The following is a 25,402-nucleotide window of genomic DNA, read 5'->3' on the forward strand; positions in this document are numbered from 1 at the left end:
CCTCTGAGGTAGTCGGGTGCGGGTGTCCCGCCTACGGCGATCGCCGGGAGAGGGGTCCTCCCGGCGGTCGCCGTATCCCCGGTCAGCTCCAGGCGAGCATGCGCAGCGGGTCTTCCAGCATGGCGCCCACGTCGCGCAGGAACAGCGAGCCCAGCTCGCCGTCCACGATCCGGTGGTCGAAGGAGAGCGACAGCGTCGTCACCTTGCGGACCGCCAGCTCGCCGTCCACCACCCAGGGCATGTCCCTGACCTGGCCGAAGGCGAGGATGGCCGACTCTCCGGGGTTGAGGATCGGGGTGCCGCCGTCGACGCCGAACACGCCGACGTTGGTGATCGTGATGGTGCCCGCGGACATCTCGGCCGGTTGCGTACGGCCGGCCCGGGCCGTCTCCGTGAGCTCGGCGAGCCCCCGTGCCAGGTCCGGGAGCGACAGCTCGTGCGCGCCCTTCACGTTGGGCACCACGAGGCCGCGCGGAGTGGCGGCGGCGATGCCCAGGTTCACGTAGTGCTTGACCACGATCTCCTGGGCCTCCTCGTCCCACGCCGAGTTGATCATCGGATGGCGGCCGACCCCGGTCAGCACGGCCTTGGCCACCAGGAGCAGCGGCGAGACCTTGACCTCGGCGAACTCGGGCAGGGCGCGCAGGCGCTGGACCGCCTCCATGGTCCTGGTCATGTCCACCTGGAGGAACTCGGTGGCATGGGGGGCGGTGAACGCGCTGGCGACCATGGCCTGGGCGGTCATCTTGCGCACGCCCTTGACGGGGATGCGCTCCTCGCGCTGGAGCGCGGGCCTCGGGGCCGCCGTGACGACCTCGCCCTCCTGGGCCGCCGCCTGGACGTCTTCGCGGGTGATCGAGCCCTGGGGGCCCGTGCCCGTGACGGCCGTCAGGTCCACGCCGAGGTCCTTGGCCATCTTCCGTACCGGTGGCTTGGCGAGCACGGCCACCCGGCCGGGCATCGCGGGCGCCGCACCGACCTCTGGCCCGGGGGCGGGCGCCTCCACCGCCTGGCCGGCCCGGGGGCCGCCGACCTCGACGCGGTCGGGGTTGGCGACCGGGTTGGCCGCGATGCGGCCCGCCGGCTGCTTGCGGGTGCGGCGTTTGGTGGCGCCGGTCTTGACGCCGTAACCCACCAGGACCGCCTGGCGCTCCTCCTTGGGCGCCGGGCTGCCGTGGGCGCCGGGCTCGACCGCGCCCTCCGCCGGCGGCTTCGGCACCATGTCGTCGGCCAGCGCCTCGACCCGGCCCGCGCCGGCGGGGCCGTCGTCCTCGCCGGTGTTCACGGCGATGATCGGGGCGCCCACGTCGACCGTCTGGCCCTCGTCGGCCAGCAGGCCCGCCACCACGCCGTCCCACGGGATGGGCAGCTCGACGATCGACTTGGCCGTCTCGATCTCCACGACGATCTGGTTGACCTTGACGTCGTCACCCGCCTTGACGTGCCAGCGGACGATCTCCGCCTCCGTCAGGCCCTCGCCGACGTCCGGGAGCTTGAACTCGCGTCGCATGGCAATCCCCTCAGTAGCCGAAGGTCCGGTCGACGGCGTCGAGCACCCGGTCCAGGTCCGGCAGATAGTGCTCCTCCAGCTTCGACGGGGGGTAGGGGGTGGAGAAGCCGCCGACCCGCAGCACGGGCGACTCCAGGTGGTAGAAGCACCGCTCGGTGATGCCGGCCGCGAGCTCGGCGCCGAAGCCGCTGTTGACCGGCGCCTCGTGCACCACCACGACCCGCCCGGTCCTGGTCGCCGACTCCATCACCACGGACTCGTCCAGCGGGTTGAGCGAGCGCAGGTCGATGACCTCCAGCGAACGCCCGTCGTCCTCGGCGGCCGTGGCGGCCTCCAGGCAGGTCTTGACCATGGGGCCGTAGGCCAGCAGCGTGACGTCGGTGCCGGGGCGTACGACCTTGGCGTTGTGCAGCGGCGTCCACCAGTCGGTGGAGGTGGTGTCGATGTCGGCCTTCTCCCAGTAGCGGCGCTTGGGCTCGAAGAAGATCACCGGGTCGTCGCTGCGGATGGCCTGCTGGATCATCGTGTAGGCGTCGGCCGGGTTGGAGCAGGCGACCACGCGCAGCCCCGCCGTGTGGGTGAAGTACGCCTCCGGCGACTCGCTGTGGTGCTCGACCGCGCCGATGCCGCCGCCGCAGGGGATGCGTACGACGACGGGCAGCCGGATCGCCCCGAGCGCGCGCATCGGCATCTTGGCGAGCTGGGTGATGATCTGGTCGGCCGCCGGGAAGACGAACCCGTCGAACTGGATCTCGCACACCGGCCGGTATCCGCGCAGCGCCAGCCCGATCGCGGTGCCGATGATGCCCGACTCGGCCAGCGGCGTGTCGATCACGCGGTCCTCGCCGAAGTCCTTCTGCAGGCCGTCGGTGACCCGGAACACGCCGCCGAGCTTGCCGACGTCCTCGCCCATGATGAGGACCTTGGAGTCGTCCTCCATGGCCTTGCGCATGCCCTCGTTGAGCGCCTTGGACAGGCTCATGACACTCACTTTTCGAACCCCTCCAAGTAGGCGGCGAACTGGGCGCGCTCCCGGTCGATCAGGGCGTGGGGCTCGCTGTAGACGTGGTCGAACATGTCGAGCGGCTCGGGGTCGGGCATGGCCAGGCAGCGCCTGCGCAGGTCCGCGCCGAGCTGGTCGGCCTCGGCGTCGACGGAGTCGAAGAACGCCTGGTCGGCCTGCTCGTTCTTGAACAGGTAGGACTTGACCCGCTCGATCGGGTCCTTCAGCTTCCACGCCTCCAGCTCGCTGGCCACCCGGTAGCGCGTGGGGTCGTCGGTGGTGGTGTGGGCGCCCATCCGGTACGTGAACGCCTCGATGAGCGTCGGCCCCTGCCCCGTACGGGCGGCCTCGAGCGCCTTGCGCGTCACCGCCAGGCAGGCGAACACGTCGTTTCCGTCGACCCTGATCCCGGGGAACCCGAACCCGGAGGCCCGGCGGTAGAGGGGGATGCGCGTCTGCTTCTCCAGCGGCTCGGAGATGGCCCACTGGTTGTTCTGGCAGAAGAACACGATGGGCGCGTTGAACACGCTGGCCCAGATGAACGACTCGTTGACGTCGCCCTGGGAGGTGGCGCCGTCGCCGAAATAGACGATGGTCGCGGCGTTGGCGTCGTCGCGCTGTATGCCCATCGCGTAACCGACCGCGTGCAGCGTCTGGCTGCCGATCACGATCGTGTAGAGGTGGAAGTTGTGCTCCTTGGGGTCCCACCCACCGTGGTTGACCCCCCTGAACAGGCCGAGCAGCTTCACCGGGTCGACGTCGCGGCACCACGCCACACCGTGCTCACGGTAGGTGGGGAAGGCCATGTCGGAGTCGGTCAGCGCGCGGCCGGAACCGATCTGGGCCGCCTCCTGGCCCAGCAGCGAGGCCCAGATGCCCAGCTCGCCCTGGCGTTGCAGGGCCACGGCCTCCAGGTCGATGCGCCGGACGAGCATCAGGTCGCGGTAGAGCGACCGGATCTCCTCCGGGGTCAGGTCGATGTCGTAGTCGGGGTGCTCGACCCGCTCGCCCTCCGGGGTGAGCAACTGGACGAGCTCCGGGGGTGCTTCCGCACCGCGAGAGGCGTCGGTCGTCATGCCACTCCTGCTGGTCGGGGCTGGTGTCGATGGGGTTGCCACCTTAGGCCAGCCTTACCTTGCGATGAACCATGAGGTGGTGGTTCGTACGCGTTTGGGGCCATCGTGGCAGACGTCACAGCCCTGTGCGCAAGCCCCATGTCCTCCCCGTTCCCGTTGTGTCGGCAGCCACACGCGCCGGTAGGCTGTGCTTCCCATTCACCCACCGCTCCCAGGAGGAACGCAGTGGCCCGCGTCATCGTGGACGTCATGTTGAAGCCCGAGATCCTCGACCCGCAGGGCCAGGCGATCGCCAGGGCACTGCCCCGGCTCGGCTTCTCCGGCGTCTCGGCCGTGCGTCAGGGCAAGCGCTTCGAGGTCGAACTTGAGGGCCCGGCCGACGAGGCGGCGCTGGAGGAGGTCCGCAAGATGGCCGAGACCCTGCTCGCCAACACGGTCATCGAGGACTACAGCGTCCGGGTTGAGGACTAGAAGGCACTTTTGCTCCCCGGATTTCCCCCTGGGCGGTTAAAGCCGGGTTCTGACGTGCCACAATGCCACGGGCTTGCCAACACTAAATAACAACAACGTGATTTTGCGGTTAGCCCCGATTTCTCAGGGAAACCTACTCGAGGTGACATTCAGGCGCCCGGAGGAGTCCGGTGGATATTGAGTTCTCGTTGGCACTGCCTCGGGATGCGATCGGCATACCGATGGTCAGGCGAGTGCTTGGCGATGCCATGCGTTCACTCAACGTGAGCGAGACGTGCATCGCCGACATGTTGCTCGCCGTCTCCGAGGCATGCTCCAACGCGGTTCGGCACGGAGGGCCGGCCAACCGCTACGAGGTGACGGCGGCGATCGGCTACGGACAGTGCGACGTGCGCGTCGCGGACAACGGTGACGGCGTTCCGTCGTTCCCGCCCTGCTTTCCCCCTCCCGACACCGAGAACGGCCGCGGCCTGCTGATCATGCGCTCCGTGGTCGACGAGATCTCCTTCGGCATCACGCCCGGCCGGGGCACCACGGTCCACCTGCGTAAGCTGCTCGCCTGGGAAGATGGGGCCGACGCCCGTCCCCGCGAGCTGGCCGCGGTCTGACCTGCCCGTTCGCCCGGCCTGTGCGTCCGGCCGCGCGAGCCGATGCGGACCATTTCAGAGCACCCGATAACCTGATTACACCGCCGTCCACCCCGCAAGGGCGGTGGCGCGCGCATTCCTCCGGAGGGGACGACTGTCATGAGCGCTGCCCGCGTGGGCGTAGTCACGTTTCCAGGAACTCTCGACGACCAGGACGCCGCCAGAGCCGTGCGCCTCGTGGGCGCCGAGGCGGTCCCGCTGTGGCACGCCGACCACGACCTGAAGGGAGTCGACGCCGTCTTCCTGCCCGGCGGCTTCTCCTACGGCGACTACCTGCGCTGCGGCGCCATCTCGCGGTTCGCGCCGCTCATGGACGAGCTCATCCCCGCCGCCAGGGCGGGGCTGCCGGTGATCGGCACGTGCAACGGGTTCCAGATCCTGTGCGAGGCGCACCTGCTGCCCGGCGCGCTGACCCGCAACGGCTCGCTCCACTACGTCTGCCGTGACCAGCGCATCAGGGTCGAGCAGACCGCGACCGCCTGGACCAACTCCTTCGAGCGGGGCCAGGAGATCGTGCTGCCGATCAAGCACGGCGAGGGCCGCTACGTCGCCTCCGACGACACCCTGGCCGCGCTCGAGGCGGGCGGCCACGTGGTCGTGCGCTATCTGGGCAACCCCAACGGCTCGCTCAACGACATCGCCGGCATCCGCAACGAGGCGGGCAACGTGGTCGGCCTCATGCCGCACCCCGAGCACGCCGTCGAGGAGCTCGTCGGCGCCCCCAGCACCGACGGCCTGGGCTTCTTCACCTCCATCCTGAAGAATCTGGTGAACGCATGACCGACAGCGTGCAGCGGGCGGCCGAGACTCCCGACGAGCCGATGCCCTTCGCCGAGCTGGGGATGAAGCAGGACGAGTACGACCGGGTCAAAGAGATCCTGGGCCGCCGTCCCACCGGCTCCGAGCTGGCCATCTACAGCGTCATGTGGTCCGAGCACTGCTCGTACAAGTCGTCCAAGGTGCACCTGCGGCAGTTCGCCACCAAGGCCCCCAAGTCCGAGGCGCTGCTGGTGGGCATGGGCGAGAACGCCGGCGTGGTCGACATCGGCGACGGCTGGGCGGCCACGTTCAAGATCGAGTCGCACAACCATCCGTCCTACGTCGAGCCGCACCAGGGCGCGGCCACCGGCGTCGGCGGGATCGTGCGCGACATCATGTCGATGGGCGCGCGCCCGATCGCCGTCATGGACGCGCTGCGCTTCGGCGGCGCCGACGCCGTCGACACCCGCAGGGTGCTGCCGGGCGTGGTCGAGGGCATCAGCTCCTACGGCAACTGCCTGGGCCTGCCCAACATCGGCGGCGAGGTCGCCTTCGACCCCTGCTACATCGGCAACCCCCTGGTCAACGCGCTCTGCGTCGGCCTGCTGCGCAAAGACCAGATCAAGCTGGCCACCGCACCGGGCCCCGGCAACCAGGTCGTGCTGTTCGGCGCCTCCACCGGTCCTGACGGCATCGGCGGCGCCTCGGTGCTGGCGAGCGCCACGTTCGAGGACGAGTCGCAGGCCAAGCGGCCCGCCGTGCAGGTGGGCGACCCGTTCATGGAGAAGCTGCTCATCGAGTGCTGCCTGGAGCTGTACGCGGCCGACGTGGTCGTGGGCATCCAGGACCTCGGCGCGGCCGGCGTCTCCTGCGCCACGACCGAACTGGCCGCCAAGGGCACCGGCGGCATGCGGGTCGACCTCAACCTGGTCCCGCTCCGCGACCCCTCGCTCAGGCCCGAGGAGATCCTCATGAGCGAGTCGCAGGAGCGGATGATGGCCGTGGTCCGGCCCGACGACATCTCCGCGTTCCTGGCGATCTGCGAGAAGTGGGACGTGCCCGCCACCGTCATCGGCGAGGTCACCGACACCGGCCGCCTGGTGATGACCTGGGACGGCGAGGTCATCGTGGACATCCCGCCGGGCACCGCCGCCGACGACGGGCCCGTCTACGAGCGCCCGTTCCACGAGCCCGCCGGGCAGGCCGCGCTCAACGCCGACACGGTTGACCGGCTCGAACGGCCCTCCGACCTGCGCGAGACGCTGCTCAAGCTGCTCGGCTCGCCCAACCTGGCCTCCAAAGAGTGGGTGACCTCCCAGTACGACCGCTACGTCCGCTCCAACACCGTGCTGGCGCAGCCGGCCGACGCGGGCATGCTGCGGATCTCCGAGGTCATCGCAGGCGCCGAACCCACGACCCGCGGCATCGCGCTGTCCACCGACGGCAACGGCCGCTACGCCAAGCTCGACCCGTACGCGGGGGCGCAGCTCGCGCTGGCCGAGGCGTACCGGAACGTGGCCGTGACCGGGGCCAAGCCGCTGGCCGTCACCAACTGCCTCAACTTCGGCTCCCCCGAGGACCCGGAGGTCATGTGGCAGTTCGCCGAGGCCGTGCGCGGCCTGGCCGACGCCTGCCGGACGCTGGGCGTGCCGGTGACCGGCGGCAACGTCTCCTTCTACAACCAGACCGGCTCGGCGGCCATCCACCCGACGCCGGTCGTGGGCGTGCTCGGCGTCATCGACGACGTGGCCAAGCGGGTGCCGACCGGATTCGTCGCCGAGGGGCTGCGGGTCGTGCTGCTCGGCGACACGCACGAGGAGTTCGGCGGCTCCGAGTGGGCGCACGTGGCGCACCGCCACCTGGGCGGGCTGCCGCCGCACGCCGCGCTCCAGGCGGAGCAGGCGCTGGCGACCGTGCTGGTCGAGTCGGCGCGCCGGGGGCTGCTCGAAGGCTCGCACGACCTGTCGGACGGCGGGCTGGCGATCGCGCTGGCCGAGTCCTGCCTGGCCCGGGGCATCGGCGCCTCGGTGGCGCTGAGCGGTGACGCCTTCACCGACCTGTTCAGCGAGTCCGCGGCGCGGGCGCTGGTCGTCGTGCGGCCGGAGGCGTACGACGAGTTCGCCTCGCTGTGCGGGCGGCACGAGGTGCCCTGCTACGGGCTCGGGAGGACCGGCGGGACGTCGCTGATGATCGAGGGCGTGTTCGAGGTGCCGGTCGAGGAGCTGCGGGAAACGCACTCGGCGGCGCTTCCCGCGCTGTTCGGCTGAGGTTTCCGCACGAGGGCCGGTACGCCACCGCGTACCGGCCCTCTTTCGCGTGTTACGCCTTCTTCAGGCAGACCACGTAGACGGTGCCGTTGACGCTGGTGCCGTGGTTGCCACTGGTGGTGGTCTTGGCGGTCTCGCCGGTGGCGGGGGTGTCGGCCACGGAGTTGTTGCCGTAGCCGTTGTCGTCCTTGGCCACGTAGACCGACCAGCCGTTGCCCTCAGGGGCGCTGCTCATGACGACGGCGTTCTTGAGCGTGCCGAACGAGAAGCCGCCGCCGGTCACCATGCCGCCCTGCCCGCAACTGGCCGTCTCCTCGCCGGTCGAGTTGATGGACGCGGTCTTGACGTACGTCGTGTAGTTGGCGCCGCTGCCGGGCTCACCCTTCGGCCCCTGCTCGCCCTTCGGACCCTGCGGGCCGGCGTCGCCCTTGGGGCCCTGGAAGCCGCGGTCGCCCTTGTCACCCTTGTCACCCTTGTCGCCCTTCGAGCCGGGCAGGCCGCGGTCGCCCTTCGGCCCCTCAGGACCGGTCGCGCCCTTCGGGCCCTGCGGGCCGGTGTCACCCTTCGGCCCCTGCTCCCCCTGCTTGCCGGGCAGGCCCTGCTCGCCCTTCGGTCCCTGCTCCCCCTTCGGGCCCTGCGGGCCGGCGTCGCCCTTCGGGCCCTGCTTGCCCTGGGGGCCCTGCGGTCCGCTGAGGCCGGTGTCGCCCTTGGGGCCCTGCGGACCCGGCCTGCCCTGCTCACCCTGCTGGCCCTGCTGGACGGTGGTCGTGGACGTGCCGCCGCCGATCAGGATTCGCTCCTCCGTCCTCCTGCACTTGGTGGACGGGTTGACGATGCGTGCGTACCGCGTCTTCTTGTGCACGCAGGCGTGCACCTCGGCCGCGCCGGCGGAGGAGGCGGTGGCGGTGCCACCGATGGCGAGGAGCGAGGCGGCCAGCGCCCCGACGGTGGCGAGCGTGATCGTGCGCCCGCCGCGAACCTTGATAGCCACGGCTTTCCTTCCAGAGGAACGTGTGTTGCTCATGTGGTGCATGAGAGTCACGTTTCAAACGTTCCAAGGGATGACAAGAATTACGTAACGTATCCATCACGAAACAGAGGGTTACTGACGTGATTGACCGATAGTTGCCGACACGGGTATGTAAAAGGACGCGTTGGCGGCGGCGATCGCCCGTGGATAATCGGTCTGTGCCAATCCCTGGTCCCACCCCTTACCTTCCTCCCGCCACGCAACCTGTGCGCGGCGTCGTCTGGGGGATCCACCTCGTCCTGCCGCTGCTCGGCCTCTGGCTGCTGCTCGCGCAGCCGACCATCAACATCGAGTGGCACCACAACCCGAGCCACTTCTGGCTGATCATCGTCGTGGCCGGGATCAACGTGTTCCTCGGCCTGATGATCAGCGAGGCGTCGCGGCGGCGCCAGGACGCGCGGCTGTTCCTGGTGTCCATGGTCTTCCTCAGCAGCGCCGGCTTCTTCTTCATGCACGGCCTGGCCACCCCGATGATCATCCTGCCGATCGGCTCGCTCGGCTTCGACGTGGGCCAGCAGGTGGGGCTCTCGGTCGCGGCGGTGTTCGCGTTCACCTCGGCCCTGCCGCTGGGCGAGCAGGCGGCCAAGACCGTGCTCAACGCGCAGCACTTCATCCGCGGGGCGTTGCTGGGCTTCATGGTCCTGTGGGGGATCGCGTCGCTGGTGCCCGGCCTGACGGCGCTCAGCGACCCGCCCCCGGTCACCCCGGTCCCCTGGCTGGCCTGGGCCTCCATCCCCGGCCTGCTCCTGTACGTGGCCGCCACCGTGATGATGTTCCTGCTCCACCGGCGTCGCCCGTCGGCCATGCTGATCAGCCTGATCACCGCGTACGCGCTGCTGGCCGAATCCATGGTCGCCGGGATGTCGCAGCTCAACTGGCACCTGTCCTGGTGGGAGTGGCACCTCCTGCTCACCCTCGCCTTCGTGTTCGTGGCCTACAGCGCCTACCTGCAGTTCAGGCGCGAGGGCTCCAGCGCGGGCCTGTTCGACTCGGTGACGCTGGCGGCGACCGTGGCGCGCATCCAGCGCGACTACGCGGAGGCGCTGGAGGAGATGGTCGAGCACGTGCGCAGGGGCGAGCCGCTGGCGGCCACCCGGCTGTCGGGCAAGTTCCGGCTCAACGAGAGCCAGGCCGCGGTGCTCGACCGGGCGGGCGAGGCGCTGGCCAACGAGCGGGAGCTGTCGGAGCGGCTGGCCGCGCTGGTGGCCGTGAGCGCGCAGACCAGGATCGGCCTGCCCGAGGACCAATTGCTGACCACCTCGCTCGAGCGGGTGCGGCAGGCGTACGGCGACGTCAAGATCGCCCTGGTGGCCGACGGCAAGACGCAGATCGGCTCGCGTCACTACCAGTTCGACGACGGCAACCCGATCAAGCGCGACCAGTTGCTCGCCTTCCCGCTGACCGTCAAGGGGAACCTGGCGGGCGTGCTGGAGGTGCCGGTCGGGCGGACCAACCAGGACGAGGCGCTGGCCGCCACGCTGGCCGGGCAGTTGTCCATCTCGCTGGAGAACGCCCGCCTCTACTCGGAGCTGCACACGCTCTTCCACCAGTACATGTCGCCCGACGTGGCACACGCGCTGCTCGCCGACCCGGGGCAGGCGGCGCTGGGCGGCGAGCTGAAGGAGCTGACCGCGCTCTTCGCCGACCTCAAGGGCTTCACCACCTTCTCGGAGAAGGTCACGCCCGGCGAGATCGTCGAGATGCTCAACCGCTACCACACGGCCGCCGTCCCCTGCATTCTCAACAACGGCGGCACGATCGTGCAGTTCGTCGGCGACGCGCTGCTGGCCCTGTTCAACGCCCCAGCCATGCAGACGGGGCACGCGCGCGCCGCCTGCCGGGCCGCGCTCGACATGCAGCAGGCCGCCGCCGAGATCGCCGAGGAGATGGCCTGGCGGATGGAGGACGGCGTGGAGTGGCCGACGTTCCGGGTGGGGGTCAACACGGGTCCCGCCCTCGTCGGCAACATCGGCAGCCCCGAGCTGCGCGGGTTCAACGCGATGGGCGACGCCGTCAACGTGGCCGCCAGGCTCCAGGGCATCGCCGAGCCGGGAACGGTGGTGATCGGCGAGACGACGCTCAAGCAACTGGGGCCCAACGTGACGGTGAACCCGCTGGGACGGCTCAACCTCAAGGGAAAGGAAGAACTGGTTGCGGCCTACGTTCTGACCGAAATGGGATAGAAGGGGGAGGCCACTACCGACATAATCGGGCGCATGGATCCAGAGCCCGGCGAGTTCCTGTCCATGCTCACCAACGAGGAGGCCGAGGCCCTGCGCTCGGCCGGACGGCCACGGCGCTGGGACCGAGGCACCACCATCATGACCGAGGGCGACACCTCCGACTGGGTTCTCCTGCTGCTGGAGGGCCGGGTCAAGTGCTCCTCGCACACGAGCAGCGGCACCGAGGTGGTGCTGGCCGTACGCGGTCCCGGCGCGCTGCTCGGCGAGCTGTCGGCCATCGACGGCTCGCCGCGCTCGACGACCGTCACCGCGCTGGAGCCGATCTCCGGCATCGTGGTGCGCGACTTCCCCTCCTTCCTGGAGACCCACGGGCGCGTGGCCGTGCTGCTCATGCAGCTCGTCAGCGGGCGGCTGCGCGACGCCGACCGCAAGCGCATCGAGTACGGCGCGTTCGACACCACCGGGCGGGTGGCGACGCGGCTGCTGGAACTGGCCGACCGCTACGGGGAGAAGACCAACAGCGGCGTACGGGTGGCGCTCCCGCTGTCGCAGGACGAGTTGGCCGGCTGGACCGGCGCCTCCCGCGAGGCCGTCAGCAAGGCGCTGCGCACGCTGCGCGACCGGGGCCTGATCGAGACCGGCCGGCGGCGCGTGGTGATCCACGACATCGACGGGTTGCGCAAGCGCGCCCGGTAACCCCTGGCACAAAACGGACGTACGTCGTACGTCATAGTGGAGGGCATGGTCGCGGTCACCCCCCAGGACGACAACCGTCTCCGCTATGCCTGGCGGGTGTGCGCGGTCACCAGCCTGGGTCTCGTCCTCATCGGCATCGCCGGCAGCACGCTCAACGTCGCGCTGCCGGCGGTGGTGCGGCACTTCCAGGCCAACGCCCTGGAGTCGGGGTGGATCCTGCTGGCGTTCCTGCTGGTCAACACCGCGAGCCTGGTGTTCTTCGGCCGCGTGGCCGACCTGCTCGGCAGGCGGGAGGTGTACCTGGCGGGGTTCGGCCTGTTCACGCTGGCCTCGCTGCTGGCCGGGCTGTCGCCGGACGTGTGGTTCCTGATCGCGATGCGGGTGTTACAGGCCGTCGGGGCGGCGATGATCCTGGCGAACGGCACGGTGATCATCACCGACGCGTTCCCGCCCGACCGGCTCAGCCAGGGCATGGGCGTCTACATCGGCACCCTGTCGGTGGCGCAACTGGCCGGGCCCACGCTGGGCGGCCTGATCGCGGAGGTCGCCGGCTGGCAGTGGATCTTCTGGGTGAACGTGCCCGCCGGGCTGATCGCGCTCGGGGTGGGCGCGTCGCTGCTGCGCAAGATGCCCAGGCGGCCGAAGGAACCGGTGGACGCGCTGGGCAACGTCCTGCTGTTCGCGGCGCTGTCGGCGGTGCTGCTGGCGCTGTCGGAGGCGGGCTCGGGCGGGCTGTCCAGCCCCGTGGTGCTCACCGGGGCGGCCGTCTTCGTGGTGCTGCTGCCGCTGATCGTGCTGGCCGAGCGGCGCTCCTCGAACCCGGTGCTGGATCTGCGGCTGTTCGGGGGGCGGCTGCTGGCCTACGCCAACGCGGCCTCGTTCTGCAACGCCCTCGCCCGCTCGGCGCTGATCCTCGTGGTGGCGCTGTACTTCCAGGCGGCCAGGGGCGTGGACGCGTTCACGGCGGGGCTGAGCGTGCTGCCCGTGCCCGTCGGGATCGGGCTGGCCTCCCCGATCGTGGGGATGCTGGGGCGGAGGGTGTCGCCGTACGCGCTGTCGATCGGCGGCGCGGCGATGACCACGGCCGGGCTCGGCACCCTCATGCTGACGGCCGACCCCGCCACGCCCTACTGGGTGATCGGGATCGGCCTGTTCGTGGCCGGCTGCGGCAGCGGAACGTTCCTCACCGGCAACACCACCCAGGTCATGCGGGCGCTGCCGGTGGGCAGTCTGGGGGTGGTCAACGGCTTCCGGGTCATGATCATGAACGTCGGCATCGTGATCAGTGTCGGCCTGTCGCTCAGCGTCCTGACCGCCTCTGTGGGGCCGGCACTGCGCGAGCAGGTCTACGCGGGGACGCTGTCCCGGCTCTCGCCGGTGGCGGTGGGGCAGCTCATGGACGGGTTCCAGCGGGCGTACGCGGTGCTGTTCACCGTGGCCCTGGCCGGCCTGGCCCTCGCGACCCTCGCCCGGCCGCGCGCGCATTAAGCTCGCGGCCACGAGCAACAGGGCCGCCGCCATGGGGTGATCATTCAGTCGGATCGCTTCGCCACGAGCACCATCACGGTGGCCATGACCTCCACGAGCGCCGGGCCCGCCGGCTACCGGCCAGAGGTGGAGTTCGACGACACGAAGTCGCGCATCCTGACAGACCAGATCTACTCCGTGTCTCCGTCGAGGCTGGGCGAGTTCAGGGGCACGCTCGAAGCGCACGAGATCACGGCGCTGGATCGTGCCCTCATGCTGAAGCTCGGCCTCATCTGAGGGCGGCGGAGAGCCGGGATTCCACGTCGCGGTAGCGGGAGACCGGGATGAGGTGGACGCCGGCGTAGACGGGCGCGGCGGCCGGGTGCTCCTCGCGCCAGCGGAGCTGGGCCTCCACCGAGAAGCTCACCTGAGAGAACAGGAAGTCGGCCGTACGCTTCCAGGCCGGCAACGGGCGCAACGCGGCGGCCGCACCCAGACGGAAGGCGGGCGAGGTACGCCGCCGCCGTCAGCAGGTCGCGCCGGAAGCCCAGCAGGTTGCGGTCACGGGGGGTTGAGGCAGGCGATGCCGCGCCCGCCCATCGCCTCGACCTCGTGGGCCACGGCCACGCTGGACACGGTCGCCCCGCCGGTGTGGTCGTCAGGACATCGCTGCTCTACCGCCGGGTCGCCAGGGCCTCGATGCCGCTGAGGACGAGGTCGACGCCGAAGGTGTCGTAGAGGGCCGAGTCCATGCCCGCCACCAGTGGCCCCGCCATCTCCACCAGGTGCGGGTAGCGGTCGGTCGGCAGTGACTGCAGGCCGGCCTTCTTGGTCCTGACGATCTGCTCGGCCTCCTCGTCCGACCGGCCGGACTGGTGGTGGACCGGGGCGTCGGCGATGGCGATGGCGCTCTGCAGGATGTATTTGGTGATCAGGCAGCTCTCCTCCACGCCGAACCCCGCCGTGCGGGCCAGCCCGAGCGCCCGGTCCCAGACGGTCAGGAAGTTCGGCACCTCGACCGGGTCGATCTGCTCGATCACGTTCTTGGCGCAGGGGTGGGTGCGCAGCGTCCTGATCAGGCCCTCCGTCAGGTCGCGCAGTTGCTCCTGCCAGGGCCGCTCGTCGGCGGGCTTGGGGGCGAAGCCGCCGATCAGGTGGTCGGCCATGCCGACGAGCAGTTGCTCCTTGTTCTTGTAGTGCCAGTAGAGGGCCATCGGGGTCACGCCGAGGTCGGTGGCCAGGCGCCTGATCGTCACGGCGTCGAGGCCCTCGGCGTCGCCGATCTCCAGGGCACGGTCCGCGATCGCCCGCGCCGTCAGTTTTCCCATCACGGTTGACAACTATACGCCGTACAAGTTCAACTATACGACGTACAAGTACGCTGTATAGGAGGATGTCGTCATGCGCTGGTGGGCGTTGGTCGCGGTGACTTTGGGCACCTTCATGACCTATTTGGATAACAACGTGGGGAACGTCGCCCTGCCGACGATCCAGCGGGACCTCGGGCTCACGATCTCGGGGCTGGAGTGGATCGTGAGCTCGTACATCCTGGTCTTCGCCGGGCTCATGCTGGTCGGCGGGCGGCTCGCGGACGTGTTCGGGGCCCGCAGGGTGTTCCTCGGCGGGCTGACGATCTTCACACTCTCGTCGCTGGCGGCCGGGCTGGCCACCTCCGGCGGGATGCTGATCGGGGCGCGGGCCGTACAGGGGGTCGGGGCCGCGCTGCTCACGCCGACCGCGCTGGCGCTGATCGGCCAGATCTTCCCCGACCCGGCCGAGCGCGGCAGGGCCGTGGGCATCTGGAGCGCCTCGGGGGCGCTCTCCATGGCCCTCGGCCCGGCGGCGGGCGGCTTCATCAGCGAGAACCTGCACTGGGGCTGGATCTACCTGATCAACGTCCCGATCGGGCTGGCGACGCTCGGGCTGGCACTGTGGGCCGTCAGGCCGGCGTTCGAGCGCGTACGCCACAACCTCGACCTGCCCGGCCTGGCCACCTCGGCGATCGCCCTGTTCGCCCTGACCTACGCGCTCATCGAGGGCCAGGCCGCCGGCTGGACCTCGCCGGAGATCCTGGCCGCGTTCGGCGTGTTCGCGGCGGCGGCCGTGGCGTTCGTGCTGGCCGAGTCGCGGGCCGCCGAGCCGATGATCGTGATGTCGCTGTTCAGGTCACGGGTGTTCACCGGAGGGCTGCTCACCAGCGGGATCTGGTCATTCGGCGTGTTCGGGATCTACTTCTTCAGCGCCCTGTGGCTGCAGAACGTGCTCGGCTTCTCCCCCACCGAGGCCGGCGGCGCGTTCGTGCCGATGGCGCTGGTGATGTTCGTGATCGCGCTCCTGTCGCAGTCGATCAGCGCGGCGATCGGCATCGGCCGCACGGTGGCGCTCGGGATGGCGCTCATGGGCAGCGCGATCTTCCTGATCTCGCGCGTGGGCGCCGACGGCGACTACGCCGACGTGGCGCCCTGGTTCATCCTGTACGGCCTCGGCGGCGGCATGCTGGTCCCCCTGACGGCCGCCATCCTCAACGGCATGCCCAAGGAGAGGTCAGGCGTGGCCTCGGGCATGCTCAACGTCTCCCGCGAGGTGTTCGGCCTGCTCGGCATCACGGTGCTGGGGGCGTTCCTGAGCGCCAGGCAGAGCGCGAGCGACCAGGCACCGCTGCCGGCCTTCCTCGACGCCTACCAGTTCACGCTGGTCATCGCGGCGGTCGTGGTGCTGGCGGCGATCCCGGTCGCGCTCCACTCGCTACGCCCCGCCCCCATGGAGCGCGACGACGAGCCTCAGGCGGCGGCCACGGTGGGCTCGTCGAACTGAGTGCGGTACAGCTCCTCATAGCGGCCCCCGGCGGCGAGCAGGTCGGTGTGCGTGCCACGCTCGACCACCCGCCCGTCCTCGATCACCAGGATCACGTCGGCGGCGCGGATCGTGGAGAGCCGGTGCGCGATCACCACGGCGGTCCTGCCCTCCAGCGCCTCGCCGAGCGCCGCCTGCACGGCCGCCTCCGAGGTGGAGTCGAGCGCCGCCGTGGCCTCGTCCAGGATCACCACCCTGGGCCTGGCCAGCAGCAGCCGGGCGATCGTCAGCCGCTGGCGCTCGCCGCCGGACAGCCGGTAGCCGCGCTCGCCCACGACCGTGTCGAGACCGTCGGGCAGCGACTCGATGAGGGTGGCGAGCCTGGCCCTGGTGAGCGCGTCCCAGACCTCCTCCTCGCTCGCCTCCGGCCTGGCCAGCAGCAGGTTCGCCCTGATCGTCTCGTGGAAGAGGTGGCCGTCCTGGGTGACCATGCCGAGCGTGTCGCGGATGGAGTCGGCGCTCAGGTCGCGGACGTCCACGCCGCCGAGCCGTACGGCGCCGGAGTCGACGTCGTACAGGCGGGGCAGCAACTGCGCGATCGTGGACTTGCCCGCCCCCGAGGAGCCGACCAGGGCCACCATCTGGCCGGGCTCGGCCCGGAACGAGACGCCGTGCAGCACCTCGACGCCGCCGCGCGAGTCGAGCGTGGCGACCTCCTCCAGCGAGGCGAGCGAGACCTTGTCGGCCGAGGGGTAGGCGAAGCGCACGTCGTCGAACTCGACCGCCACCGGCCCTTCGGGGACCACGCGGGCGTCCGGCTTGTCCTGGATGAGGGGTTTGAGGTCGAGGATCTCGAAGACGCGCTCGAAGCTGACGATGGCGCTCATCACGTCCACGCGGGCGCTGGCCAGGGCGGTCAAGGGGGCGTAGAGGCGGGTGAGCAGCATGGCCATCGCCACCAGGGCGCCGGGGGCGAGCTCCCCGCGCAGGGCGTAGAAGCCGCCGAGGCCGTACACGAGGGCCAGGGCCAGCGCCGAGACCAGGGTCAGCGCGGTGACGAAGGCCGACTGGGTCATGGCCGAGCGCACCCCGATGTCGCGGACGCGGCGGGCTCGCCCGGCGAACTCGGCCGACTCGTGCGCGGGCCGGCCGAACAGCTTCACCAGCGTCGCGCCCGGCGCCGAGAAGCGCTCGGTCATCTGCGTGCCCATGGCCGCGTTGTGGTCGGCCGCCTCGCGCCGCAGCCGGGCGATCCTGGTACCCATGCGCCGGGCGGGCAGCACGAACACCGGCAACAGCAGCAGCGCGAGTAGCGTGATCTGCCAGGAGATGCCGATCATCGCGACGAGCGTGAGCATGAGCGTCACGAGGTTGCCCACCACACCCGACAGCGTGTCGGTGAACGCCCGCTGCGCCCCGATCACGTCGTTGTTCAGGCGGCTGACCAGCGCGCCCGTGCGGGTCCTGGTGAAGAACGCGATCGGCATCTTCTGTACGTGGTCGAAGACGGCCGTGCGCAGGTCGAGGATCAGGCTCTCGCCCAGGCCCGCCGACAGCCACCGGATCAGCAGCCCGAGCCCCGCCTCGGCGATCGCCAGGCCCGCGATCAGCAGCGCCACCACGACGACCACGTCCAGCGGCTCGCCCTTGAAGATGGCGTCCACGACCCGCCCCGCGAGCAGCGGCGAGCCCACCGCCAGCCCCGCCGTCACCACGCTGAGCAGCAGGAACAGGGTGAGTCTTCGGCGGTGCGGACGGGCGAAGCCCACTATGCGCCGGAGCGTCACCCGCGACAGGGGGCGACGCTCCGGCCGGTTGTTCATCGAGTAAAGCTGGTGCCAAGCGGTCATCTCCATGCTCATGGCATGGACGCTATGGCCTCAACTTAACTTGAGGTCAAGAGCCGACCTTCTGGCCCTGGGCGTGCCAGACCACGGCGACCGAGGGCAGGGGCTGGCCGTTGTCGGGCCAGCGGCTGCCCGGGTTGTCCGGGGAGGCGCCGTCGACCTCGCCGGGGTGCTGCACGGCGACGAACACGCTGCGCTGGTCATTGGAGACCAGGGGGCCGCAGGTCTCGGCGCCGATCGGGACCGTGAGGAACTGGCGCAGGTGGCCGCGCTCCGCGCCCTTGACGGGCATCACGAACAGGCCGTCGTTGGTGCCGAGCGCATTGCCGTCCGTGGAGATCCACAGGTTGCCGTCGCGGTCGAACGTGACGTTGTCGGGACAGGAGATCGGGGAGACCTTGGTCTTGTCGTACCCGGCGAAATACGTGGCCGGGTCCTTCGGGTCGCCGCAGACCAGCGGGAGCGACCAGGCGAACGAGGTCTGGCCCGCGTCGTTGCCCTGCTCGAGGATCTCCAGGACGTGGCCGTGCTTGTTCGACGAGCGCGGGTTGGCCTCGTCGGCCTGGGCCGGGGTGCGGTTGGTGTTGTTGGTCAGGGCCACGTACACGCCGCCCGTGATCGGGTTGCGCTCCATGTCCTCGGGGCGGTCCATCTTGGTGGCGCCCACCTTGTCGGCCGCGGTGCGGGTGTAGACGAGCACCTCGATGGCCGACATGCCGGGCACGTGCGACGTGGTGCCCGAGACCAGCGGGATCCACTCGCCCGAGCCGTCGAAGTCGCCGTCGGCGGGCAGCTTGCCCGTGCCGTCGATCTCGGAGGCCGGGCTGTCGCCGGTGAACTTGGCGACGTACAGGGTGCCCTCGTCCAGCAGCGCCCGGTTGTGGGCGTCGTTGCCGGTGATGAAGCGGTCCTTCGAGATGAACTTGTAGATGTACTCGAAGCGGGAGTCGTCGCCCATGTAGACGACCAGGCGGCCGTCCTCGGCCAACGTCGTGGTGGCGGCCTCGTGCTTGAACCGGCCCAGCGCCGTGCGCTTGACCGGCGTGGACTCGGGGTCGAACGGGTCGATCTCGACGATCCAGCCGAACCTGTTGGCCTCCTTCGGGTGCTTGGCCAGGTCGAAGCGCTCCTCCACGCGGTCGAACCTGCGGCTGCTCGAAGGGGTGCCGGTCGTGATCGTGTAACGGGAGATGTACGGCTTCTGCGCCTCGGGCACCTTGTCGCCGTTGACGAAGTACTGGTCGAAGTTCTCCTCGGCGGTCAGCACGGTGCCCCACGGGGTGGTGCCGCCCGCGCAGTTGTTCAGCATGCCGAGGGGCGTGCGGCCGTCGGGGTCGGCGGCCGTCTTGAGCAGGTCGCTGCCGGCCGCGGGGCCGGTGAACTTCATGGGGGTCTGAGCGGTGATCCGCCGGTTGTAGCGGCGGCGGCCCCCGGTGACCAGCTTCCACTGGCCGGTGGCGCCCACCCGCGCGATCTCCACGACGGAGCCGCCGTGCGCGGCGAGCCCGATCTTGATCTGCTCCAAGGTGGCCGCGGCGCCGCCGGTGTAACCGCGGAACATCATGCCTTCGCTGGAGTACTCGTGGTTGACCCACATGAGCGCCCGGTCGGTGCCCATCGGGAACACCGTCACGAAGTCGCAGTTGTAGCCGAACTGCTTGTTCTGGGCGTCGGCGGTCTGGTTGTCGAAGTCGAAGGCCGGCGCGTCCGGCAGCACGGGGTCGCCCCAGCGCACGACCACGGAGGACTGGTAGCCGTCCGGGACGGTCAACGCGTCGTCCTTGTTGGGCGGCACAGGGGTGAAAGACGGTCCGCCGGGCGCGGGCCGCGTCGGCGTCGGAGTCGGTGCCGGCTCGTCGGCCAGGGCCGGTACGGCCCCCGCCACGCCCACGCCGGCCACGAGGGCGCCGAGCGCCCCGGCCCGCAGCACGCCGCGCCGCGACAGCGCCTCCTTCACCACGTCGCCGAAGTAGGCGTTCGAGGTCGTGTTCGCCACGTCATGCGCGCACGCGTTGCCGCAGCGGAACTGGCAGGTCAGGGCGGATCGGCCACCTTTGTGCGGGGTGGAAAGCAGCGGCAGCGGCCGCCCGACCCCGTTGGGGTTCGCCACAGGTCCTCCATAAATGTGCGCGGTTGTACGGCGGGGAGGCTACGGTCGCCGTCGAAACCACAGGTGAACGACGACCTCCATCTCGGTGAACGCTTCCCGGGAGACAATGTTGGGGTGCCACCACGCAAGATGGACCAGGAAAAGCTGAGATCCGCCCTCGACGGCCAGCTCATCGCCCTCGACGAACCCGCCTACGACGGGCCGGCGTCCGCCATGCCCGACGCGCTCGTGGCCGCCGTGCTGGCGGCGTACGACCGCGGGCGGCAGCCCGAGCGCGACGCGGCCAGGCAGGCGGTGCGTTATCTGCTCGACAAACTGGCGACCGCGGCCCCGGGCAGGACCGTCGAAGTACGCGTCCCGCCGTACGCGGCCGTCCAGGCGATCCCCGGGCCCCGCCATACCCGCGGCACCCCGCCCAACGTGGTCGAAACGGACGGGCGCACCTGGATCGAGCTCGCCCTCGGCCGGCTGACCTGGGCCGAGGCCATGGCCAAGGGCGCGGTCGCCGCCAGCGGCTCCCGCGCGGACCTGTCAGCGCATCTGCCGCTCTAGCGGCTGCCGTTCATCCAGGGGAAGCGGTCCTCGAAGCACTGGTCGGCGAGCTGGCCGGGCAGGTGGGCGCACTCCTGGACCACGTTCCAGAACCAGATGGCCACGATCGCGAAGAGGATCAGCGACAGGATGCTGATGACGATGCCGGCGATGGCGCGGCCCTTGCCCGCCTGCTTGGCCAGCGCCACGCAGCCGAAGACGATCGACAGGATCGCGGTGATCAGGCCGGTGAAGCAGACGAACACCAGGAAGGGGCTGGCCACGCCGAGGACGAGCGAGGCGGTGGCCAGGCCGCTGCCCGGCTGGGCCCGCTGCTGGTAGGGCGCTCCGTAGGCGCCGGGGGGCGGGGGCGGGTAGCCGGGCGGGCCGCCGTACGGGCTGGAGGGCGTCGTGCCCGGCACCGTCGGCTCGTCACTCCGGGACGGCTCGCTCCGGTAAGGCTCGTTCTGGTAGGGCCCACTCTGGTACGGCTCGTTCTGGCGGGGCTCGCCCTGCTGGGGCTCGTTCCGGGACGGCTCGTTCCGGGACGGCTCGTCCGGTGGCGGGGCGAAGTTCGGCTCCTGGTCGTAACGCGACGGCGACTGCCTGCCCGGCGCCTCGCCCTCCGGTGGGGCGCCCTCCCAGCCCGGGTAGGTGGGGGTGGCGCCCGGAACCCGGTACACCTGCGTCTCCTCGGCGTCGTCCCCCGTCGGCCTCGGAGTCTCCGGCGAGGTCGGCAGGTCGGGGTGGGACGGCTCCCCGGCGGGGCCGCGCTCCGGCGGCGCGTCGGGCCGCGGCACCACGGGCGGCCGCGGCGTGATCGGCTCCTCGCCACCCGGCCTCTCCCCGGGCCTCTCACCGGGCCTCTCACCCGGCCTCTCCCCGGGCCTCTCACCGGGCTTCTCGTCGGGCCCCTCGCCGGGCATCATGCACATGCCCGGGTCCTCGCCGCCCGTGGCCCCCTTCTCGCGCGGGGGCTGGGCGGGCGTCCGCTCGTCCTCCTCCAACGTGCCCTCGCTCCACCACTCGGGCGTGTGCGGCGGTGGAGTGTGGCCGGACTCGTCCTCTTCGGGACGGTCTTCGCGCGGGTCCCCAGGTGTGGTCACGTCTGCGTCTCCCGACGGGTCTGCGTGCCGGATACTTCACCCTTTCGCGGAAGGCGCCGGCTAAACCGCGCGACACGGTAAGAGGGCGCTCATCCTTGGGTCACCATGCGCCAAAACGGCAGGCGGAGGGCAAGATGAGTGCATGCTGGACGAGACCCTGACGTACGCGTTGATCATGGTCATGAAGACGCACCGCAACCAACTGGCCGCCGCGCTGGTCCCGCTCGGGTTGCACGTCGGCCAGGAACTGCTGCTCAACCAGCTATGGCGGGAGGACGGCCTGACCCAGGGCGAGCTGATCGCCAGACTCGGCGTCGAACCTCCCACCGTCACCAAGACCCTTCAGCGCCTGGAGCGCGCGGGCGTCGTCTACCGGGCCCCCGACCCCGAGCGGCCCCGGGTGGGCCGGGTGCACCTCACCGACGCGGGCAAGGCCCTGCGCGAGCCGGTCGAGGAGATCTGGAACCGGATGGACGAGAGCATGTTGCGGGACTTCACGCCCGAAGAGCGCGACCTGCTGTCCCGGCTCATCCGTGCCATGCCCCATCCGCCGTTTCACTCCTAGCGAAACGCCCTTGCGGAGGAGCCATGCAGGTGGGTTAGCTGGCTAATTAGTCGGCTAACTAGGAGTTTTCCATGCATGTGCTCATCACCGGTGGCTCGTCCGGCATCGGCGCCGCCACCGCGCTCGCCTACGCCAGGACCGGCGCGCGGGTCACGATCACCTACAACACCGGCGCGGACCGGGCGGCCGGCGTGGTCGAGCGGATCAGGGCGGAGGGCGGCCAGGCGGCGGCCGTACACCTGGACCTGGAGGAGCACGCCACCATCGCGCCCGCGGTCGCGCAGAGCGGCCCTGTGGACGCGCTCGTGGCCAACGCCGTCCGCTGGGGCACCCTCATGCCGGGCAGCGTGGCGTTCGAGGACGTGCCGGCCGCCGAGTGGTCCGCCGCCCTGCACGCGAACGTGACCGGCAACGCCCTGCTCGCCCAGGCCGTGCTGCCGGAGATGCGGCGTAAGGGGTTCGGGCGGATCGTGTTCGTCTCGTCGGGGATCGCGGAGGAGGGGGTGCCGGGGCCGGGGCCGTACGGGACCGCGAAGGCGGCCCTGCACGGCCTGGCCCGCGCCCTGGCATGGGAGGCCGGCCGCGACGGCATCCTGGTCAACGTGGCCGTCGCCGGGCTCACGATCACCGACCGGCCCGTCCACATCCCCCAGGAGGCCCTCGACCGGCTGGCGGCCCGCACACCCAGCCGCCGGCTCTCCACCGCCGACGACATGGCGGCGCTCATCGTCTTCCTCGGATCCGCCGCGAACCGCAACCTCACGGGAGAGATCATCCGGGACGGTTCGAATGCGGGCAGGTCAGCACACGCACCGTGATATCGGCCCCGGGTGTGCGAGCACGGAAGTCGTCAACCTAGACTGAGGCATGTGCTGAAGGGCGACGGCCGGCTCGGCCATGACCTGGACCCCCACGACCGTGCACCTAAAGACGCCTGTGGCGTCTTCGGCGTCTGGGCGCCAGGCGAGGAAGTTTCCAAACTCACCTACTACGGGCTGTACGCGTTGCAGCACCGCGGCCAGGAGTCCGCGGGCATCGCGGTCAGCGAGGGGAGCCGCATTCTCGTCTACAAGGACATGGGCCTGGTGGCCCAGGTCTTCGACGAGTCGGTGCTCGGAACCCTGCGCGGCCACCTGGCCATCGGTCACTGCCGCTACTCCACGACCGGATCCAGCGTGTGGGAGAACGCTCAGCCCACGCTGAGCTCGACCGACGTCGGCGGGCTCGCGCTCGCCCACAACGGCAACCTCATCAACACCCCGGAGCTGGCCCAGCGTCTGACCCCGGGCTCCACGCGCGCCACCACCGACACCGAGGTCCTGACCACGCTGCTCGCGCAGGACCGCACCCGCTCCATCGAAGACTCGGCCGCCGAGCTGCTCCCGCAGGTCAAGGGCGCCTATTCGCTGGTGTTCATGGACGAGCAGACCCTCTACGCGGCCCGTGACCCGCAGGGCATCCGCCCGATGGTCCTGGGCCGCCTGGAGCGCGGCTGGGTGGTGGCGTCGGAGACGGCGGCCCTCGACATCGTGGGCGCCACGTTCGTCCGCGAGATCGAGCCCGGCGAGATGCTCACCATCGACGAGCGCGGCGTCAGGTCCCGCCGCTTCGCGCTGGCCGACCCGAAGGGCTGCCTGTTCGAATACGTCTACCTCGCCCGCCCCGACACCACCATCGCGGGGCGCGGCGTGCAGGTCACCCGGGTCGAGGTGGGCCGCGAGCTGGCCCGCGAGCACCCGGTGGAGGCCGATCTGGTCATCCCGACCCCTGAGTCCGGCACGCCCGCCGCCGTGGGCTACGCGCAGGAGAGCGGCATCCCCTACGGCCAGGGCCTGGTCAAGAACTCCTACGTGGGCCGCACGTTCATCCAGCCCTCGCAGACCATCCGCCAACTCGGCATCCGGCTCAAGCTCAACCCGCTGCGCGAGGTCGTGGAGGGCAAGCGGCTGGTGGTCGTGGACGACTCGATCGTGCGCGGCAACACCCAGCGCGCGATCGTCAAGATGCTGCGCGAGGCGGGGGCGCGTGAGGTGCACGTACGCATCTCCTCGCCACCCGTGGCCTGGCCGTGCTTCTACGGCATCGACTTCGCCACCCGGGCCGAGCTGATCGCGGGCTCGCTGACGGTGGAGGAGATCCGCGCCTCGCTCGGGGCCGACTCGCTCGGCTACATCTCGCTGGAGGGCCTGACCAAGGCCACCACGATCCCGGCCGAGCGCCTCTGCATGGCCTGCTTCGACGGCTCCTACCCGATCCCGATCGACCAGGACAACGTGGGCAAGTTCGTTTTGGAGACGAAAGCGTGAGCACGTACGAAGCCGCGGGTGTCGACATCGAGGCCGGTGAGCTCGCCGTCAAGCTGATGAAGGACAAGGTGGCGCGCGCCCGGCGGCCGGAGGTGGTCGACGACGCCAGCGGGTTCGCGGGCCTGTTCGACGCCTCGGCGCTGCTGCGCTACCGGCGACCGCTGCTGGCCAGCTCCACCGACGGCGTGGGCACCAAGGTCATGATCGCCCAGCAGTACGGCAAGCACGACACGATCGGCATCGACCTGGTGGGCATGGTCCTCGACGACCTGGTGGTCGTGGGGGCCGAGCCGCTGTTCATGACCGACTACATCGCCTGCGGCAAGGTGGTGCCCGAGCGCATCGCGGAGATCGTCGGCGGCGTCGCCGAGGGCTGCCGCCTGGCCGGGGCCGCGCTGGTGGGCGGCGAGACGGCCGAGCACCCGGGGGCGATGGGGCCCGACGAATACGACCTGGCGGGCGCCGGCACCGGCGTGGTGGAGGCCTCCGCCATGCTCGGGCCCGAGCGGGTGACCGAGGGTGACGTGGTGCTGGGGCTGGCCTCCTCCGGGGTGCACTCCAACGGCTACTCGCTCGTACGGCATGTGCTGCGCGAGTCGTCGCTGTCGCTGGACACGGTGCTGCCCGAGCTGGAGCGGCCACTGGGCGAGGAGCTCCTGGAGCCGACCCGGATCTACTCGCTCGACTGCCTGGAGCTGGCACGGGCGGTGGACGTGCACGCCTACGCGCACATCACCGGCGGGGGCGTGGAGAACAACCTGGCACGCTCGTTGCCCACCCACCTGGACGCCGTGCTCGACCGGTCGTCGTGGACCCCGCCGCCCGTCTTCGGGGTGCTGGCCGGATACGGGCGGATCGCTCAGCGGGACATGGACCGGACCTTCAACCTCGGGATCGGGATGGCCGCGGTGGTCGCGGCCGGCTCGGCCGACGAGGCGCTCCGCGTGCTGCGCGGGCGCGGGCTCGCGGCCTGGGTGCTGGGCGAGGTCGTCGGCGGCTCGGGGCAGGCGCGCTACCGCTGACGTGGGCGCTGAC

At 70.6% G+C, this 25,402-nt stretch carries 22 protein-coding genes and 1 pseudogene; 14 read left to right on the top strand and 9 right to left on the bottom strand.

Features of this window, described 5'->3' with window-relative positions:
- Positions 1-82: 82 nt before the first annotated feature.
- From AB0I15_RS38535 to pdhA, 3 genes are read right to left on the bottom strand one after another with little or no spacing between them, the layout of a single operon-like run.
- On the bottom strand, positions 83-1,510 hold the full coding sequence (locus AB0I15_RS38535; protein WP_358107127.1) for a dihydrolipoamide acetyltransferase family protein: 1,428 nt from the start codon (positions 1,508-1,510) through the stop codon (positions 83-85).
- Positions 1,511-1,520: 10 nt separating this feature from the next.
- Positions 1,521-2,501 (bottom strand): alpha-ketoacid dehydrogenase subunit beta, encoded by a 981-nt coding sequence (locus AB0I15_RS38540; RefSeq protein ID WP_358107130.1) that lies wholly within the window; start codon positions 2,499-2,501, stop codon positions 1,521-1,523.
- Positions 2,498-3,589: a pyruvate dehydrogenase (acetyl-transferring) E1 component subunit alpha gene (gene pdhA / locus AB0I15_RS38545; RefSeq protein WP_358107133.1), complete on the bottom strand. Its 1,092-nt coding sequence runs from the start codon at positions 3,587-3,589 to the stop codon at positions 2,498-2,500. Before pdhA ends, AB0I15_RS38540 begins: the two co-directional genes overlap by 4 nt.
- A 225-nt stretch (positions 3,590-3,814) precedes the next feature.
- Here pdhA and purS point away from each other — a divergent pair, with 225 nt between their 5' ends.
- The 4 genes from purS to purL all read left to right on the top strand — a co-directional run bounded on the left by purS (position 3,815) and on the right by purL (position 7,733).
- Entirely contained in the window at positions 3,815-4,060 is a 246-nt protein-coding gene (gene purS / locus AB0I15_RS38550) for a phosphoribosylformylglycinamidine synthase subunit PurS (RefSeq protein WP_358107136.1), read from the top strand.
- A 221-nt stretch (positions 4,061-4,281) separates the two neighbouring features.
- Positions 4,282-4,668, top strand: coding sequence for an ATP-binding protein (locus AB0I15_RS38555; protein WP_358107139.1), 387 nt, complete (start codon positions 4,282-4,284; stop codon positions 4,666-4,668).
- Positions 4,669-4,806: 138 nt separating this feature from the next.
- Positions 4,807-5,487 carry a phosphoribosylformylglycinamidine synthase subunit PurQ gene (purQ, locus tag AB0I15_RS38560; protein WP_358107141.1) on the top strand — a complete coding sequence of 227 codons (681 nt, stop codon included), beginning with the start codon at positions 4,807-4,809 and terminating at the stop codon, positions 5,485-5,487.
- The gene (gene purL / locus AB0I15_RS38565) at positions 5,484-7,733 is read left to right on the top strand and encodes a phosphoribosylformylglycinamidine synthase subunit PurL (protein WP_358107143.1); all 2,250 of its coding nucleotides are present in this window, start codon (positions 5,484-5,486) and stop codon (positions 7,731-7,733) included. The genes purQ and purL overlap by 4 nt, the downstream gene beginning before the upstream one ends.
- 52 nt (positions 7,734-7,785) lie before the next feature.
- Here the strand turns inward: purL and AB0I15_RS38570 are convergent, their stop codons facing one another.
- Complete coding sequence (locus AB0I15_RS38570; RefSeq protein ID WP_358107145.1) at positions 7,786-8,724, bottom strand: hypothetical protein; 939 nt, start codon at positions 8,722-8,724, stop codon at positions 7,786-7,788.
- 245 nt (positions 8,725-8,969) lie between these two features.
- Here AB0I15_RS38570 and AB0I15_RS38575 point away from each other — a divergent pair, with 245 nt between their 5' ends.
- The 4 genes and pseudogenes from AB0I15_RS38575 to AB0I15_RS38590 all read left to right on the top strand — a co-directional run.
- Positions 8,970-10,946, top strand: coding sequence for an adenylate/guanylate cyclase domain-containing protein (locus tag AB0I15_RS38575; protein ID WP_358107147.1), 1,977 nt, complete (start codon positions 8,970-8,972; stop codon positions 10,944-10,946).
- 33 nt (positions 10,947-10,979) lie between these two features.
- Positions 10,980-11,642, top strand: a complete 663-nt coding sequence (locus tag AB0I15_RS38580; protein WP_358107150.1) for a Crp/Fnr family transcriptional regulator — start codon at positions 10,980-10,982, stop codon at positions 11,640-11,642.
- A 45-nt stretch (positions 11,643-11,687) separates the two neighbouring features.
- Positions 11,688-13,130 carry an MFS transporter gene (locus tag AB0I15_RS38585; protein WP_358107153.1) on the top strand — a complete coding sequence of 481 codons (1,443 nt, stop codon included), beginning with the start codon at positions 11,688-11,690 and terminating at the stop codon, positions 13,128-13,130.
- 15 nt (positions 13,131-13,145) lie between these two features.
- Positions 13,146-13,406 (top strand): annotated as a pseudogene (locus AB0I15_RS38590) (type II toxin-antitoxin system PemK/MazF family toxin); the annotation flags it as partial.
- On the opposite strand, the gene AB0I15_RS38595 reads toward AB0I15_RS38590, so the two are convergent.
- Both AB0I15_RS38595 and AB0I15_RS38600 read right to left on the bottom strand, forming a co-directional pair.
- A complete protein-coding gene (locus tag AB0I15_RS38595; protein WP_358107156.1) occupies positions 13,399-13,578 on the bottom strand; it encodes a hypothetical protein in 180 nt (59 codons plus the stop codon). The pseudogene AB0I15_RS38590 and the gene AB0I15_RS38595 overlap by 8 nt on opposite strands.
- A 205-nt stretch (positions 13,579-13,783) precedes the next feature.
- On the bottom strand, positions 13,784-14,437 hold the full coding sequence (locus AB0I15_RS38600) for a TetR family transcriptional regulator (RefSeq protein WP_358107390.1): 654 nt from the start codon (positions 14,435-14,437) through the stop codon (positions 13,784-13,786).
- Positions 14,438-14,510: 73 nt separating this feature from the next.
- Here AB0I15_RS38600 and AB0I15_RS38605 point away from each other — a divergent pair, with 73 nt between their 5' ends.
- Positions 14,511-15,923: an MFS transporter gene (locus AB0I15_RS38605; RefSeq protein WP_358107159.1), complete on the top strand. Its 1,413-nt coding sequence runs from the start codon at positions 14,511-14,513 to the stop codon at positions 15,921-15,923.
- Here AB0I15_RS38605 and AB0I15_RS38610 read toward each other — a convergent pair.
- On the bottom strand, positions 15,890-17,764 hold the full coding sequence (locus AB0I15_RS38610; protein ID WP_358107162.1) for an ABC transporter ATP-binding protein: 1,875 nt from the start codon (positions 17,762-17,764) through the stop codon (positions 15,890-15,892). The two genes, AB0I15_RS38605 and AB0I15_RS38610, sit on opposite strands and share 34 nt — an antisense overlap.
- Positions 17,765-17,798: 34 nt before the next feature.
- Positions 17,799-19,859 (bottom strand): PhoX family phosphatase, encoded by a 2,061-nt coding sequence (locus tag AB0I15_RS38615; RefSeq protein ID WP_358107165.1) that lies wholly within the window; start codon positions 19,857-19,859, stop codon positions 17,799-17,801.
- 129 nt (positions 19,860-19,988) lie between these two features.
- Between AB0I15_RS38615 and AB0I15_RS38620 the strand changes: the two genes are divergently transcribed.
- Positions 19,989-20,411 (top strand): sterol carrier family protein, encoded by a 423-nt coding sequence (locus tag AB0I15_RS38620; RefSeq protein ID WP_358107393.1) that lies wholly within the window; start codon positions 19,989-19,991, stop codon positions 20,409-20,411.
- On the opposite strand, the gene AB0I15_RS38625 is transcribed toward AB0I15_RS38620, so the two are convergent.
- Entirely contained in the window at positions 20,408-21,496 is a 1,089-nt protein-coding gene (locus tag AB0I15_RS38625) for a hypothetical protein (protein WP_358107168.1), read from the bottom strand. The genes AB0I15_RS38620 and AB0I15_RS38625 overlap by 4 nt on opposite strands.
- 142 nt (positions 21,497-21,638) lie before the next feature.
- On the opposite strand from AB0I15_RS38625, the gene AB0I15_RS38630 reads away from it, so the two are divergent.
- The 4 genes from AB0I15_RS38630 to purM all read left to right on the top strand — a co-directional run bounded on the left by AB0I15_RS38630 (position 21,639) and on the right by purM (position 25,389).
- Complete coding sequence (locus AB0I15_RS38630) at positions 21,639-22,061, top strand: MarR family transcriptional regulator (protein WP_358107171.1); 423 nt, start codon at positions 21,639-21,641, stop codon at positions 22,059-22,061.
- A gap of 71 nt (positions 22,062-22,132) precedes the next feature.
- Positions 22,133-22,879: an SDR family oxidoreductase gene (locus AB0I15_RS38635; RefSeq protein ID WP_358107174.1), complete on the top strand. Its 747-nt coding sequence runs from the start codon at positions 22,133-22,135 to the stop codon at positions 22,877-22,879.
- 51 nt (positions 22,880-22,930) lie between these two features.
- Positions 22,931-24,367: an amidophosphoribosyltransferase gene (gene purF / locus AB0I15_RS38640; RefSeq protein ID WP_358107177.1), complete on the top strand. Its 1,437-nt coding sequence runs from the start codon at positions 22,931-22,933 to the stop codon at positions 24,365-24,367.
- Positions 24,364-25,389, top strand: coding sequence for a phosphoribosylformylglycinamidine cyclo-ligase (gene purM, locus AB0I15_RS38645; protein WP_358107179.1), 1,026 nt, complete (start codon positions 24,364-24,366; stop codon positions 25,387-25,389). Before purF ends, purM begins: the two co-directional genes overlap by 4 nt.
- The last annotated feature ends 13 nt before the right edge of the window (positions 25,390-25,402 follow it).

It is taken from the genome of Nonomuraea sp. NPDC050643, from assembly GCF_040654715.1.
GTDB lineage: Bacteria > Actinomycetota > Actinomycetes > Streptosporangiales > Streptosporangiaceae > Nonomuraea.